The organism is Prescottella sp. R16, from assembly GCF_030656875.1.
In the GTDB taxonomy this organism is placed as follows: Bacteria; Actinomycetota; Actinomycetes; order Mycobacteriales; family Mycobacteriaceae; genus Prescottella.
In genome coordinates this window covers 1,464,315-1,479,186 of sequence record NZ_CP130943.1, presented here as the reverse complement: position 1 = coordinate 1,479,186, position 14,872 = coordinate 1,464,315, and the positions used below count along the sequence as shown (strand labels likewise).

At 70.4% G+C, this 14,872-nt stretch carries 14 protein-coding genes; 7 read left to right on the top strand and 7 right to left on the bottom strand.

Annotation, left to right across the window (positions count from 1 at the left end; genetic code table 11):
- The first annotated feature begins 31 nt into the window (after window positions 1-31).
- The 4 genes from Q5696_RS06995 to Q5696_RS06980 all read left to right on the top strand — a co-directional run bounded on the left by Q5696_RS06995 (window position 32) and on the right by Q5696_RS06980 (window position 3,588).
- On the top strand, window positions 32-1,114 hold the full coding sequence (locus Q5696_RS06995) for a T3SS (YopN, CesT) and YbjN peptide-binding chaperone 1 (RefSeq protein ID WP_305094473.1): 1,083 nt from the start codon (window positions 32-34) through the stop codon (window positions 1,112-1,114).
- A gap of 114 nt (window positions 1,115-1,228) precedes the next feature.
- Complete coding sequence (locus Q5696_RS06990; RefSeq protein WP_305094472.1) at window positions 1,229-1,732, top strand: excalibur calcium-binding domain-containing protein; 504 nt, start codon at window positions 1,229-1,231, stop codon at window positions 1,730-1,732.
- 148 nt (window positions 1,733-1,880) lie between these two features.
- Entirely contained in the window at window positions 1,881-2,561 is a 681-nt protein-coding gene (locus Q5696_RS06985; protein ID WP_305094471.1) for an SDR family NAD(P)-dependent oxidoreductase, read from the top strand.
- 34 nt (window positions 2,562-2,595) lie between these two features.
- Window positions 2,596-3,588: a barstar family protein gene (locus Q5696_RS06980; RefSeq protein ID WP_305094470.1), complete on the top strand. Its 993-nt coding sequence runs from the start codon at window positions 2,596-2,598 to the stop codon at window positions 3,586-3,588.
- Here Q5696_RS06980 and Q5696_RS06975 read toward each other — a convergent pair.
- Together Q5696_RS06975 and Q5696_RS06970 are read right to left on the bottom strand one after the other, a co-directional pair.
- Entirely contained in the window at window positions 3,520-4,668 is a 1,149-nt protein-coding gene (locus Q5696_RS06975) for a hypothetical protein (protein WP_305094469.1), read from the bottom strand. The two genes, Q5696_RS06980 and Q5696_RS06975, sit on opposite strands and share 69 nt — an antisense overlap.
- A gap of 64 nt (window positions 4,669-4,732) precedes the next feature.
- Window positions 4,733-5,590, bottom strand: a complete 858-nt coding sequence (locus Q5696_RS06970; protein ID WP_370654907.1) for an SDR family NAD(P)-dependent oxidoreductase — start codon at window positions 5,588-5,590, stop codon at window positions 4,733-4,735.
- Window positions 5,591-5,736: 146 nt separating this feature from the next.
- Here Q5696_RS06970 and Q5696_RS06965 point away from each other — a divergent pair, with 146 nt between their 5' ends.
- Window positions 5,737-6,975, top strand: a complete 1,239-nt coding sequence (locus tag Q5696_RS06965; protein WP_305094467.1) for a CaiB/BaiF CoA transferase family protein — start codon at window positions 5,737-5,739, stop codon at window positions 6,973-6,975.
- Window positions 6,972-7,910, top strand: a complete 939-nt coding sequence (locus Q5696_RS06960) for a hydroxymethylglutaryl-CoA lyase-like TIM-barrel protein (RefSeq protein ID WP_305094466.1) — start codon at window positions 6,972-6,974, stop codon at window positions 7,908-7,910. Before Q5696_RS06965 ends, Q5696_RS06960 begins: the two co-directional genes overlap by 4 nt.
- A gap of 23 nt (window positions 7,911-7,933) precedes the next feature.
- Here the strand turns inward: Q5696_RS06960 and Q5696_RS06955 are convergent, their stop codons facing one another.
- Window positions 7,934-8,455 carry an SRPBCC family protein gene (locus Q5696_RS06955; protein WP_305094465.1) on the bottom strand — a complete coding sequence of 174 codons (522 nt, stop codon included), beginning with the start codon at window positions 8,453-8,455 and terminating at the stop codon, window positions 7,934-7,936.
- Between the two features lie 58 nt (window positions 8,456-8,513).
- On the opposite strand from Q5696_RS06955, the gene Q5696_RS06950 reads away from it, so the two are divergent.
- Window positions 8,514-9,092 carry a TetR/AcrR family transcriptional regulator gene (locus tag Q5696_RS06950; protein ID WP_305094464.1) on the top strand — a complete coding sequence of 193 codons (579 nt, stop codon included), beginning with the start codon at window positions 8,514-8,516 and terminating at the stop codon, window positions 9,090-9,092.
- Between the two features lie 19 nt (window positions 9,093-9,111).
- Here Q5696_RS06950 and Q5696_RS06945 read toward each other — a convergent pair whose 3' ends face one another.
- From Q5696_RS06945 to Q5696_RS06930, 4 genes are all read right to left on the bottom strand, one after another.
- Window positions 9,112-11,934: an ATP-binding protein gene (locus Q5696_RS06945; RefSeq protein ID WP_305094463.1), complete on the bottom strand. Its 2,823-nt coding sequence runs from the start codon at window positions 11,932-11,934 to the stop codon at window positions 9,112-9,114.
- Between the two features lie 27 nt (window positions 11,935-11,961).
- Window positions 11,962-13,113, bottom strand: coding sequence for an acyl-CoA dehydrogenase family protein (locus tag Q5696_RS06940; RefSeq protein ID WP_305094462.1), 1,152 nt, complete (start codon window positions 13,111-13,113; stop codon window positions 11,962-11,964).
- 9 nt (window positions 13,114-13,122) lie between these two features.
- Window positions 13,123-14,298: an acyl-CoA dehydrogenase family protein gene (locus tag Q5696_RS06935; RefSeq protein WP_305094461.1), complete on the bottom strand. Its 1,176-nt coding sequence runs from the start codon at window positions 14,296-14,298 to the stop codon at window positions 13,123-13,125.
- Between the two features lie 94 nt (window positions 14,299-14,392).
- The gene (locus tag Q5696_RS06930; protein ID WP_305094460.1) at window positions 14,393-14,836 is read right to left on the bottom strand and encodes a hypothetical protein; all 444 of its coding nucleotides are present in this window, start codon (window positions 14,834-14,836) and stop codon (window positions 14,393-14,395) included.
- Window positions 14,837-14,872 lie beyond the last annotated feature (36 nt).

The window sequence follows — 14,872 nt, the reverse complement described above, 5'->3', positions numbered from 1 at the left end:
CGGCGAAACCTGGCACGATACCGTAGACGCCGTGTCCGAGCTCTCGAACAGGTTCACCGGTGGCAACTTCGATCGCGCGGTCGGTGACGCATGGGGCGCCTGCCGGAGTCGGCTCGCCGACCGGATCGCGGCCGCACCCGTCGACGACCAGGTGATCGTCGAGACCGTGTGCGAGACGGACGACGCCGACGGGCGCATGCCGTTCGTGCAGTGCGACATCGTCGACGGCCCCGACGGGCCCCTCGTGCGCTGCGGCATCCCCACCGACCTGCACCTGCCGCCGTGGCGGCGACTGTCCGACTCCGACCGGGCCCGCCTGCACGAGCAGGGCTGGACCGCTCCGGCCGACGCCGACATCGCCGCCGAGTTCTCTCTCGTCGTGGAGAAGGCGCCACGCTGGGCGGATCAGCTCGCGTCGATGATCCTGTCGGTGTTCCGGGAGACGTGGGCGGTGCCGCATCCGAGTTTCCTGTCGTCCCAGCACCTCGGTGAGAACGCCGCACACGACCCCGCCACCGAGACCGTCCCGAAACCCACTCCCCTCGACCGGTACGTCGCGATCCGCCCCCGCGACACCGACCACCTGCGCCAACTCGTCGCGCACACCCTCACCGACGTGTACGAGCAGATGCCCGAACTCGACTCCGACGGCGACATCGTCCTGCGCTTCGGGTCCGCACTGGCCCTCGTCATCGCGAACGACTCGGCACCCGAGATCCAATTGTGGGCGCCACTGGTCCGCGACATCAGCGGCCGCACCCGCGCCGCCGAACTGGTCGGCGACCTCAACCGGCGCTGGCAGCACCTGCGCTTCGCCCTCTACGAGGACCGACTGCGCGTCATGATCGACATGCTCGCCGACCCCTTCGTGCCCCAGCACCTCGCCGACATGGTCGAACATCTCGGCGACTTCCTCGGCAACGTCGACGAAGAATTCGCCGCCCACTTCGGCGGCCACCTCCACTTCCCGCCCGCCCCCGACACCGCCGAAGGCGCCGCACCGGCACCCACACCGCCGCCGGCCACCCCCGCCGACGACGCCCCCCGCCCCGAGCGCGCCCACCCTGTCCAGGAACCCATCCAGCCGTCCCTGTTCGACGAGTTCGAGGACTGACCCGCCCCGCAGCGATACCGCTTTCTTCCGATTCGTCCTCTTTTGTCGCGGCCGACTGTCACAATCAGCGGCGCCCGCAAGGGTCACATACCGTTCACCGACAAGAGAGGCGCCATGAAGGCCCATCGTTTCGCGTTCGTCGCACTCGGCTGCGCAGCACTCACCGCGATCTCCCCCGCAGTCGCTCAGGCATCGACGATCCGTGATTTCGTCCCCGCGCCGATCGCCGACGCGATCCCCCAGTTCGTTGCCGACGCCGTCCAGCCACTGCTTCCTCCCGCTCCGGGCGCGCCCGTGCGGGCGGCAACGGTGTACGACTACCTGCCGCTCGATCTGGCGAGCCTCGTCCCGAGCGGTTCCGCGGACGCCGTTGCGCCGTTGCTGCCACCGGTTCCGGCACCGATCGTCGCCGCCCCCGCCCCCGCACCGGCACCGGCACCGGCACCGCAGGCTCGTCCGCAGGCCGTTCCGGCACCCTCCGCTCCGGCTCCGCGCCCGCAGACCAGCTACAAGAACTGCACGGAAGCACGCAACGCCGGGGTGACCCCGATCTACCGTGGACAGGCCGGCTACGCGCCGCACCTCGACCGCGACAACGACGGCATCGCCTGCGAATAGCGCCGGCCCCCGGCTCCCACCCGTACGAGCTGAAGGGACCCCGTGTTCGCCCAGTGCGCACGAAGGGTCCCTTCAGCTGCGGGGTGGCGAGCCTCACCCCGGGCTAGGGTCGAACTCGGATCAGCCCCGTTCGGAAGGACAAGGACTCGTGACCGGAACCGTTTTCGTCACCGGAGGCACCGGCGGCCTCGGTGTGCACGTAGTGACGCATCTGCTGGCGAAGGACTGGCGGGTGGTGGTGCCGGTGCGACGACCGTCGGACGCCCTGCCCGAGCATCCGCGGCTCGAGACCGTGCACTGCGACATCGGCGATCCGGCGCAACTGGCCGACGCGGTCGCAGTCGCCGCGCACGATCCGGCGGCACCGTTGACGGCGCTGGTGAGTCTCGTCGGCGGTTTCGCCTCCGGTCCCCGTACCCACGAGGTCGACGCCGACGCCCTGGACCGGCAGCTCGACATCAACGTGCGCACCACGTATGCGGTTGTGCGCGAAGTGCTTCCGTACCTCGTCGCGCACGGTGGCGGCTCGATCGTGTCGACGTCGTCGGGTGCGGCCCTGAACCCGTTCCCCGGCGGCACCGCCTACAGCACCGCCAAGGCCGCGGTTCTCGCGTTCGCCAAGTCGATCGCCGTCGAATACAAGAAGGACCACATCCGCTCGAATGCGCTGCTGCCCGGCGTGATCGACACCCCTGCGAACCGGTCCTCGATGCCGGACTCGACTCGCGCCACGTGGGTCGACCCGGACGACATCGCGAAGGTGATCGCATTCCTGATCTCCGACGACGCAGCCTCGATCACCGGGGCCGCGATCCCGCTGGGGCTGTGATTCCGTCGGCACGACGTCCACTAGGGTCCCGAACATGGTGCGCCACTCGACGTTCGACCCGACCGATCCGGAGCGGTTCGAAGCGGACCGGCAGCGTTTCGACTGGGCGCTGCTCCGGTCGGGGCCGATCGCCCGCTACACCAGCGCCTTCGATTTCGCTGCAGCGCAGCACCGTCTGCGTGGGCTCGGCTATCGGGTCCACCTGCTCGACGCCGCCGACTGGTCCACCACCCAGGACTTACACGAGGCGGTCGCGTCGGCGCTGGACTTCCCGTCCTGGTACGGCCGCAACCTCGATGCTCTGAACGATCTGCTCTCCGACGTGGGCTCGTTCCGCCTCGGCGGCGACGACTCGGTGACCGGCACGGTGTTCGCGATCGACCACTTCGACCAGCTGACCGCGATCGACCGGCACACCGCGGTCGCACTGCTCGACATCATCGCCGATCATTCCCGGTTCGCAGGCCTGCTCGGGCACGCGATGCTGTGCCTGATCGCGACCGACGATGCGACTCTCGGCAAGGTCGGCGGCTCCCGGGTCTACGCGGGCCCCACATGGGACGTTGAACCGGACCCACCGGTTCCCTTCACCGGTACCGATGTCGCCTACATCGTGTTCCAGGCGGTGGCCGACGCGTCCGGCGCCGACCGTGCCGTGGCTGCCCTGCGCCCCCTCCTGGAGCAGTTCGACCGCGTGCAGGTCCCGACACCTCAGCAGGCCACGCGCGAGGAGGCGTCCAACTTCTACAAGTACGACTCGCAGGTGCGGGACGAGGGGGCGAGCGTCTACCGGATCGGTATCGGTATCCGCGGAACCGGGGATCTGGAACAGCTCTGGGACGAGCTCGACACCCGACTCCGATCCGTCGGCTACAACGCCGAATCGTTCGGCAGCGTCGTCCACGACCCGCCGCCGGACCATCCGGTCTTCGACGGGTTCCCGGGTCTGCGCCGTCCCCTACCGGTCCCGCCGGGCGGTGAGGGTCGCGATGTCGCCGACGAGGGCGGTGCGGAACGTGCCGAGTAGTTCCTCGATCTCGCCGAGCTGGTCACCGACCTGGTGGGTGTTGGCGGCGGACAGTTCACGGTTGCCGGAGCGGGCGATGAGGTCGTCGATGCGGGTGTCGAGACTGGTGGCCCACCGCATGGACGCGGCGGCGCGCAGCTGAGTTTCGGCTTGCACCAACAGGTTCGCGATCCGCGCCAGCGCTGCGACCCGGTCGACGAGCTGTTCCCACACCGGTTCGAGCGCCGCCCGCCGGGACGCCACGTGCTCGCGGGCCTCCGGGGTGGACGCGGCCGCGGCATCGAGTTCGGCGACGATCCCCGACAGGGCGACGGCGTCGACGGCGATCTGGGTGACCTCGTCGGGAAGATCCAGTTGGGCGCGCTGCATCGCGAAATGTTCCGAATGCCACGCCGCCGATCCTTCGATCCGGTCGTACAGCAGACCGGTGAGGAACAGCAGGGTGTCGAAGCGGTCGGTGAACCGGTCGTCGTCCGGCACCGTCGCCCGCTCCAACGCGGCCGCGGCGCGGCGCCCGGCCTCCGCCGCGCGGGTGCCGTCCGAGCCCCGCACCACCCGTTCGGCGGTGGCCTCGACCACCGCATTGTGCAGCTCGTGGAGTTGCCGTCGGGCCACCGGCAGCGGCGCCGGGGTCCGGGTCAGGGCCGCGAACAGGGCGCCACGCTGGTCCGGGTCGAGGTGCAGGCCGTCCCGGCGGTCGCGGCGGATGGCCCGCACCCCGCTCGCATAGTGCGCGGTCGACGTCGTCAGCGCCGACCTCAGCCCGTCGAGACGTTTCCCCAGTTCGGCGGCCCTATACCGGTAGGCGAGCTGTTTCGGGCCGGGCCGCAGCGACGCCGCTTTCCCGGTGAGACGGGTGTATTCGTCGGCGAGCAACCTCAGCTCCCCGAACCCGCCGATCGACGGCAGACCCCGCCCGGCGAGGCGCCGCACCGCGAGGATCTGCCGGATCTCCGGCCCCACCCGACCGGCCGCGATCAGCACGGCCGCGGCGTCGGACAACGGCGGATGCCGGCCGTCGAGCCGAGCCTCCGCACACCAGCGTCGGATGTCGCCGTCGATCCGTTCGGCTGCGGGCATGGTGCCTCCTCGGAAAACCGTCTGCCCACCACTGTCCCAGAAACCGACGGCGACCGCCGCTGCCTCAGTCGATGACGGCGTCGCTGTACACCGGCGGATCCCCCAGGAACGGGCGGTGCGACGGCGGCTGCTTCCCCTCGAGGTCGGTGACCCCGAGCTCGAGGGCCACCTCCGCGCCGACCAGGACCCGCCCGCTGCGCTTCATCAGATCCGGGTCCTTCGCGAGAGCGTCGATGACCCGGCCCGGGAACTCCGCCGACTCCGCCGTCGCCGCGAGCCCGTCGTAGGCGCCCGGGTTGGCGTCGAATCCGGCCTTGGTGCGCTCGGTCATGAGCAGGCCCATCCACAGCGACACCACCGCGACGTTGAACGGCCGGAAGTCGACCGCCATGTCGTGCGCCATCTTGTCGACCGCGGCCTTGCCCGCCCCGTACGCGGGACCGTGCATGTAGCAGGTGCCGCCGAACGACGACGTGTTCACCACCAGGCCCTCACCGTTCGCGGCGAGCAGCGGCGCCGCGTAGTAGCTCGACACGTAGCTCGACCGCATCCCGACGTCGAACAGCTCCGTCAACGACAGCGGCTTCTCCCAGAACGGGCCCTTCGCCGTGAGCGCGTCGGGCACCGCCAACGCGTTGTTGACGAGAATGTCGAGCCGTCCGCGCTCCTCCCGGATCCGCGCGAACAACGCCTCCACCTGGGCGTCGTCGCTGTGATCGAGTACGACGGGGACACCTGTGCCGCCGCGGGCGGTGATCTCCTCTGCCGTCGCGAACACGGTGCCGGGCAGCGGCGCATCTCCCTCGGTGGCGGTGCGGCCGGTAACGTACACCGTCGCTCCCGTCGCCCCGAGCGCCAGCGCGATCCCCTTGCCCGCGCCGCGGCTCGCGCCGGTGACCACCACGATCCGATCCGAACTCAATCCCACCACGACCTCCGTTCACCGAACGACCACCGAACGTGGCCTACGTCTCATGTACCACACATCGTTTCTCGGCAACACACACGTTTTCACTGCCCAGAACGTGTGTGTTCCCGGGAAAAGGTGTGTGCTGATTGAATCGACGCATGACGCAGGACATCCCGGACCGCCCGCTGCACGGCGTGCGTGTGCTCGAGCTCGGCAACTACATCGCCGCCCCCACCGCGGGCCGCCTGCTCGCGGACTTCGGCGCCGAGGTGATCAAGGTGGAGCGGCCGCGCACCGGCGACGAGATCCGGAACTGGCGGCTGTACTCGGGCAGCACGTCGATGCTGTTCCGGACGATCAACCGGAACAAGAAGTCGATCGTGCTCGACCTGCGTTCCGAGCAGGGCCGGAAGCTGGTGCTCGACCTGGCCGCCGAATGCGACATCGTGCTGGAGAACTTCCGGCCCGGCACTCTCGAGAAATGGGGCATCGGCCCCGAGCAGCTCAGCGCCGCCAACCCGGACCTGGTGATCACCCGGGTCTCGGCGTTCGGGCAGACCGGTCCGCTGGCGCAGCGTCCCGGGTTCGCAGCCGTCGCCGAGGCGGTCGGCGGCTTCCGTGAGCTCGTCGGCGACCCGGACCGGCCGCCGGTGCGGGTGGGGGTGTCGATCGGCGACTCGATCGCCGGACTGTACGCGGCGTTCGGTGCGGTCATGGCGCTCTACCAGCGCACAGCGCGAGCGGGCGAACCACTTCCGCTGTCGCAGCGCATCATCGACGTCGCCCTCAACGAGTCGATCCTGTCGATGATGGAGTCGCTGGTCCCCGACTACCTCGCGTACGGCGTGAAACGCGAGCGGGTCGGCGGCCGGATGGAGGGCATCGCCCCGTCGAATGCGTACCCGTGCGCCGACGGCACCAGCATCATCATCGCCGGCAACGGGGACGCGATCTTCCAGCGCTACATGCACACCATCGAGCGCCCCGACCTCGCCGCCGACCCGGACCTGCAGACCAACGCCGGACGCTGGGCGCGCCGCGACGAACTCGACGCTGCGATCGGGGCGTGGACGTCGCGTCACACTCGCGACGACGCCCTCGCGATCCTGGACGCCGCACAGGTGCCGTCCGGCCCCATCTACACGGCCGCCGACATCGTCGACGACGCCCAGTACAACGCCCGCAACATGATCCAGACGTTCAGTGTCGATACGGGGGCGGACACTCCTACTCCCGTGGGCTTCCCCGGCATCGTGCCGGTGATCGGCGGGGCGTCGCTGCCGATCGACCACGTCGGCCCCGATCTGGGCGAGCACACCCGACAGGTTCTCGCCGAGATACTCGGCCTGTCCGACACCGACATCGACCGCATCGTTGCCGAAACGGAGCAGCCGTGACGTATTCGATTGCACCCCAGCCGATCCTGCGGGACGTCACCCTGCGCGACGGACTGCAGTTGACGGGCAAGCTGCTGCCCACCGCACGCAAGGTCGAGATCGCCCGTGCCCTGCTGGGCCTCGGTGTCCCCGAGCTCGAGATCGGGTCGATGGCGCGGCCGGACCTGGTGCCGCCCATGGCGAACACACTCGAGCTGATCGCCGAGCTGACCGCCGACGAACTGGCCCGCTGCTGGGTGTGGGTGGCCACCCCGCGTCACGTGGAGAGGGCCGCGGCCGCCGGGGCCCGCAACTTCCAGTACTGCTTCTCGGCCTCGGAATCCCACAATCGGGCCAACATCGGCCGCAGCGTCGACGACAGCCTCGCGGCCATGCCGTCCGCGATCGAGCTCACCCGGGCCGTGGACGGACGTATCCAGCTGTGCATAGCGACCGCGTTCACGTGCCCGTTCGAGGGGGAGACCCCGGCCGATCGGGTGCTGGCGATCGCGAACGATCCACGCGCCGACGGCGCCGACGACATCGTCCTGGCCGACACCCTCGGGCAGGCAGTGCCCGCACAGGTCGCCGATCTGGTCGCGCGGGTGAAGGACGAGACCCCGCAGCGCCGCATCGTCTTCCACGGCCACGACACGTGGGGGCTCGGCGTCGCGAACACGCTCGCCGCGGTCGCCGCCGGCGCGGACGTCGTCGACGGATCGCTCGGCGGGCTCGGCGGCTGCCCGTTCGCGCCGGGAGCGTCCGGCAACACCGCCACCGAGGACATCGCGTTCGCGACCCGGCCGGACTGGCTGGATCCCGCCGCCCTGACCGCGCTCGTCGACATCGCGGCACCGATGCTCGACGAACTCGGCGAACCCAACCGCTCCCGGACGGCACAGGGAAACCGTTCGCAGGCACACGCTTTCGCCTGGGTTCGGCCCGCAACACCCTGACATCGACGCCGGCGGGCCGCTACTCACACGGTGGACCGATCGCGCCGAGGATGCACGGCCCGGCCGGATGCGCAGCGTCGTAGCAGGCGCACGTACCCGCTCAGCGGACGCGGCTCCCGATGCCGGTGCGGCACAACGGCATTCTCGGCCCGGTCCAGCGCGTCCTCGATCAGGGCGTCGTGCAGTGGGCGCCATATCAGCGGCCAGCCGATCCGGGCCGGTCCCCGGGCGTCGATCTCCAGGCGGTGCGTCAGTCGCGTCCGGCTCGCATCCACCGGTTCCACGACAAATCCGTGCGTTCCCACGAAGCCGCGGGGACGCCGGAACCGGAAGGTCACGCGTCTGCCCGGGACGTAGTCCTCGCACGAATAACGCACCGGACCGTGTCCTCCCACGGCACCGACGCCGAGCGGTCCGGTGAAACGCATCGCAGGCCATCGATGGCACGGCCAGAGTCGGTCGTCGTCACTCGCCAGCGTGTCGAGCAACTCCCCGACGACTCGGGCGTCGGCGGGAATCATTCGGTGGTGCACATTGCGGATCATGTCGACTCCTCGTTTTAGCGAGTGGTCTCTATATGTAGTGGACGATACTCTCCGAAACATGCCGAGAAAAGCCACCCACACCGCCGAGTCCCTTCTGGACGCGGCCGCCCGCATCGCGGCGACCGAGGGCGCGGCGGCGGTGTCCATGAGCGCGGTCGCCGCCGCCGCCCAGGCACCCAGCGGATCGGTGTACTACCGGTTCCCGGACCGGGCCGCACTCCTGTCGGCCCTGTGGCTCCGCACGGTCGATCGCTTCCACCACGGTTTCCTCGAGGCCCTGGCCGGCACCCCGGCCGATCGAGCCGCCGTGCAGGCGGCCCGTCACGTCGTCGAATGGTCTCGCGACAACCCGGTCGATGCCACGGTGCTCCTGGCCGGCCGGTCCGCATTCGGATACACGTACTGGAGCGACGACGCCCGCAGCGCCGAAGCAGCACGACAGCACCGTCTCTCGACAGAACTGGACGCCCTGAGCACACGGCTCGGATACCGGGGACGAGCCGACCGGGAACGACTGGTCCTTCTGCTCGTCGACCTGCCCTCCGCAGCACTCCGCCGACAGCTGTCCGGCACCGGCACGGTCTCCGACACCACCGTCGACGCCGTGGAGCTGATCGTGCGTCGAGCGCTCGCCTGACCGCCGCCCGCGCCGGAACCTAGTCCGACTCGGTCTGCGGCCCCTCCACCAGCTCACCGACCAGCCGGTCGACCTGCTGACGGTTCAGGTGCGCGCCCATCGTGGCGTACTGCTGGTACTCCTGCTCGTCGAGGGCGTCGTGGACGGCGGCCGCCTCGATCGGCCCGTCCACGACGTCGATCCAGGCGGGCACGAAACCGGCCTGCGCACCGAGGGTGTCGACCGCACCCATGAGGACCGCGCCGTCGGTGGGCCGGCCCGCCGACGCCAGGACCGCGGCCGTCGAATGCACCATCACGAGCCACGAGATGACGTCGTCGGCGTCCTCGAGGTCGGCGCGCAGCACCCGCATCGTGGCCAACGCGCCGTCCACGTCCCCCGTGTCGGCGGCCGCCTTCATCAACCCCCACGTCGACGACGTGACCGCCCAGCGGTTGCCGCTGCGCTCCCCCGCTGCGATCGCGGCGCGCAACTCCACCCGCGCCGCCTCCGCATCCCCGGACGCGCGTAACAGGAACCCGAGCACGGTGCGCGCCTCCGCCTCCACCCAGACCGCCTCGTGGTCGGCCGCCATCTGCACCGCGTGCCGGGCCAGGTCGATCGCCGGCCCCGACCGTCCCTGCACCGCCACGAAGTGTGCGCGCCACGCCTCGTCCCGGGCCACCTCCCCGGCCTCGTCGATCGACGACCACAACTGCACCGCCCGCCGGACCGCCTTCTCGGCCGCCGGAACGTCACCGATCAGATACGTCAACGACGCCAGCCCGTCGAACACACGGGCCATCGACCGCGGATCCGGCGGCCGCCAGTCCGCCGCCACCAAATCGAGCGCCGCCCGGACGAACTTCAGCCCCTCCCCCACGTTGCCGGTGCGGTACCAGTACCACGACAGCCGTCCCGCCAGCTCGAGCGCGTAGTGGGAGTCACCGACCGCGAACGCCGACTCGAAGGCGGCCCGATGCTCGGCCTGGTCGCTCGCGAGCATCGTGAACGCCTGCCCGACACGAGCACTGCGCAACGAATCCTCCACGCCCACAACCCGGCCCAGAACATAGTCGCGGTGCGCGGCCTGAACGGCGACCCATTCGGCGTCGTCGACCTGCGCCCGCGCGAACCGCCGGACCGTGGACAGCATCCGGTAACGGGGAGGAGCGGAACCGGGCACCACCCGCAGCAGCCCGCGCCGCACGAGGGACGTCAACACCACCGACACCCGTTCCGGCACGCCGATGACGCACACCGCGGTCGCGGCGGTCAGATCGAACGATCCTGCGAACACCGCGGTACGGCGCAGCAGCCGCGCCTCCTGCCGGGTCAGCCCGCGGTACACCCAGTCGACGACGTCCCAGGTCCGTCCGCGCGGCCCGACGGTCGCGGTGTCCCTGCCGTACAGGTACGTGAAATGCTTCGTCAGACCCGCCGCGATCGTCTTCTCGTTTCCCGAACGCAGTTGCGCTGCAGCAAGTTCGATTCCCAGAGGGTAGCCGCCCACTTCGTGGCAGATCACGGCGACCGCCTTCCGGTTCCGCGGCGACGACGTCCAGGACTCGTCCGCCCCGGCGGCGCGTTCCGCGAACAGGGCGGCAGCAGCGTCCTCCGGCAGCGGCTCGACCTCGAACACCGCCTCCCCGTCGACCCCGAGCGGGGCCGCACCGGTGACGACGACCCGCATGCCGGGGCACGCGGTGACGATCGCCCGTGCGACGTCCGCGGCATAGTCGGCGACGTGATCGCAGTTGTCGAGGACGAGGACGCATTCGCGTGACGCCAGGATCTCCGCGAGATGCGTCGCCGACCCGATCCCCGGCAGCCGCAGGAGCGTCGCGACGGTCGACGGGATCAGCGCGCCGTCGCTCACCTTCGTCAGATCGACCACCCACGGGCCGTCGGGCATCTCGATCCGGCGACACACCTCGACGGCCAGCCGGGTCTTGCCGACCCCCTCCGGTCCGACGAGCGTCACGAGCCGGTGCTCCTCGAACAACCCGAGAACCGACGAGATCGCCTGCTCGTCGTCGATCAACCGGGTGGTCGGCAACAGCAGATTGGAGCCACCGAGCGACGGTGCCGCAGACGGTTGCGCGGCCTCGAGGTACACGCTGTCCTTCGACGCGATCGCGGCCTCCAGACGGCGCAGCCCCGGCCCGATCTCGCAGCCGAGCCGGTCGTCGAACATGGCGCGGCACCGGCGGATCGCGGTCCGGGCCTGCGCCGTCTGACCCGACCGGTACAGGCCCAGCACCAGCAACTCCCACGCGCGCTCCTCGAGCGGATGGTCGGCCACCAGCGCCTCCGCCGACATGGCCGCAGCCGGCTCCCCCGCCTGGAACTGGGCCTGCGTCAACGCGAGCCGCGCCTCGAACCGGAGCTCGGTCAGCCTGTCCGCCTCCGCCTCGAGATACGCCGACTCCACGAACCGGGACGGGTCGATACCCGAGAACGCGGGGCCGCGCCACAGCCGCAGGCCCTCCCGGTAGGCGTCGGCCGCGGTGTCCGGGGCGTGCGCGTGCAGTGCGGTACCCCGCTGCACCTCGTCGACGAACCGGGTCGCGTCGACCGCGTCGCGCGGCACGTCGAGCCGGTACCGGGTTCCCTCACGGACCAGTACGCTCACGGCGCCGCCGTCACCGTCCGGATCCAGCCGGCCGGCCAACCGGGCCAGACTGCGCTCCAGGTCGTCGCAGCGGAGCTGGCCCCGCAACCGCTCGATGTCCACCGAATTCGGGTACGCCACCAGCAGCGCAGCCAGCACCGCACGCTGCTCCGCATCGAACACCAGAGGCCGCCCCCCGACCGATGCCGTGACAGGTCCCAGGACCGCGAACTCGATGTCGTCCGCCACCGCGCACCCCTTCCCGACTCGCCCTCGCTACCCGCCCGTGACGTCCACCATGTCGTGCCCCGCCACATCGGCAGCCAGGACCCGCACGTGATCGTCGATCGACCCCAACGTGTGCCCGATCGCCGTCAACCGCGACACGTAGTGCCCCACGGCGTATTCGGCGGTCATGCCGATCCCACCGTGCATCTGGATCGACTCCTGCCCGATCAGCCGGGCAGACCGGTCCACCGTCAGCTTCGCGCGCGACGCCGCCATCGGATCGGCGACACCGTCGGCGAGCGACATCGTCGCGTACAGGCTCATGCTCCGTGCCAGTTCGAGCGCCACGTACATGTCGGCCGCACGATGCGTCAGCGCCTGGAACGTCGACAGCGGCACCCCGAACTGCTTACGCGTGCGCAGATAGTCGACGGTGAGCCGCAACGCCTCCTCCATCGCCCCGACGGCCTCGGCGCACAACGCGGCCTGCGCGTACACGTGCGCGGAGCGGATCGTGGCGATGGCATCGTCCGGAACTCCGGCCGCAGTGTCACCGAGCGGCTCGGCCGTCGCTTCGACGAATTCGACCTGGGCGCCGCGCCGTTCGTCGTGGGTCGCATAGGTTCGGCGCGTCACCCCGACAGCGTCCCCGGCCACGAGGAACAGGCCGACACCACCGCCGGGCAGTGTCGCCGACACGACGAGGACGTCCGCGCAGCCGCCGTGCGGCACCGGATTCTTGATACCGGTCACCGACCACGAATCCCCTTGCCGGACAGCACGGGTAGCGACATCGACGGCGGGCCACCGGACGCCGGGCTCGGCGTGCGCGAACGCGAGCAGCAGTTCGCCGCCGACGACTGCGGGCAGCAGCTTGCCGCGCTGCGCCGCGCTGCCGGCGTCGGCGACGAGCCGTCCGGGCACGAGCACACAGTCGAGCAGCGGCTCCGGTGCCAGCCGCCGGCCCAGTTCCCCCATCACGATCCCGACCTCGATCGGACCGGCGTCGGAACCGCCGTCCTCGTCGGCGAATCCGAGCCCCAGCAGCCCGGTTTCGGCGAGCCGGCGCCACATGTCCTCACTCCAGCCGCGTGGCGTCGCCTTCACCGCCGCGAGCGAGGCCGCATCGTAGGTGCGGGCCAGCAGCTCCCGGGTGGTGTCCCGTAACAGTTTCTGTTCGTCGTCCAGCTCGAAGTCCATACCCCCGCCTCACAGACCCAGAATCGAGGACGCGATGATGCTGCGCTGTACCTCGCTCGACCCACTGTAGATGGACACCTTGCGATAGTTCAGATATGTGGGCGCGGCGCGTTGCGCCCAGAGTGGGCTCGCGACGTCGTCGCCGGCGTCGAACGGCAACGAGTCGGGTCCGGCCACGTCCACCATCAGTTCGGTGACCGCCTGCTGCAGTTGCGAGCCGCGCAACTTCAGCAGCGACGACGCCGGATCCGGTTTGCCGTGCGCCGACCCCGCCACGACCCGCAGCTGTGTCAACTCCAGTGCCAGCAGTTCGTTCTCGAGGTCGGCGACGCGGGCCGCGAACAGCGGGTCGTCGAGCAGCGTTCCCGCGCCCGTCCGAACCTGTGCCGCATGCGCTTTCGCACGGGCCAGCCGCACCTTCGACCGGCCCACCCCGGTGACGCCGGTGCGTTCGTTGCCGAGCAGGAACTTCGCGTAACTCCAGCCCGCGTTCTCCTCACCGACCAGGTTCTCCGCGGGCACCCGGACACTGTCGAAGAACACCTCGTTGACCTCGTGGCCGCCGTCGATCAACCGGATCGGGCGCACCGTCACCCCCGGCGACGCCAGATCGATCAGCAGGAACGAGATACCGGCCTGCTTCCTCGGTGCGTCCGGATTCGTGCGGACGAGGCAGAAGATCCAGTCGGCGTGCTGCGCGAGCGTCGTCCACGTCTTCTGCCCGTCGACGACATAGTGGTCGCCGTCGCGCACCGCCCGGGTCTGCAGCGACGCCAGATCCGATCCCGAGCCGGGCTCCGAAAAGCCCTGACACCACCAGATGTCGAGGTTCGCGGTGGCCGGCAGGAACCGGGCCTGCTGTTCCTCGGACCCGAACGCCGCGATCACCGGCCCCACCATGTCGACGTTGAACGCCAGCGGTTCGGGCACCGACGCGAGCTGCATCTCGTCCCGCCACAGGTGCCGCTGCACCGCCGACCAGTCCCGGCCGCCCCAGCGGGCCGGCCAGTGCGGGACGGCGAGCCCGGCCGTGTTCAGGATGCGCTGCGTGACGACGAGATCGTCGCGGTCCACGGGAGCCCCGGACGCCACCTTCTCTCGGATCTCGTCCGGGATCTCGGTGCGGAAGAAGGTCCGCATCTCGTCCCGGAACGCATGCTGCTCGGTAGTCAGAGCCAGATTCATCGACGACGTCCTCCACATGCGCTGGGATCGGCCGGGGCCTCGAAGCGAACGCTACTCCGTTCCTGCGCCGGGAGCTGCGGCTTTGCGTCGCCGCCTAGCGTGTCTCGAGCACCAGCAGGTACCCGCCGCCGCCGGCGTCGATGCGGGTGGCCAGGTCCAGGTCGGGTGCCAGCCGGGAGAGCCGGTCGAGCAGCCACTCCCCCGCGGCGACGGCGTCCGCCTCGCCGGGGCAGCGGGCGACCGCCACCCGGCCGCCCTTGCGGGTCAGCTGCTCGACGACCCCGACGATGGGCGCCGGGTCGACCACGAACAGGTGGTCCGGCCACGGCACGACCGGCTTGACGGCACCCTTCTTGGTGTTGCAGGCGCGGTGCGCGAGCCGCTCCTGCACGGCCTTGCCCTTGGTCTTCTTCGCGGTACCGATCGCGTCGACACTCGGTCCGCGCGGATCGTTCACCGACATGTCCGGGTCGACGGCCTCGTCGCACAGCCAGCAACGCCAGCCGTCACGGTCTCCGATGTCCTGCAGATTACTCACCCGAGGACGGTACCTTCGCGGCATTCACCGCGAAGG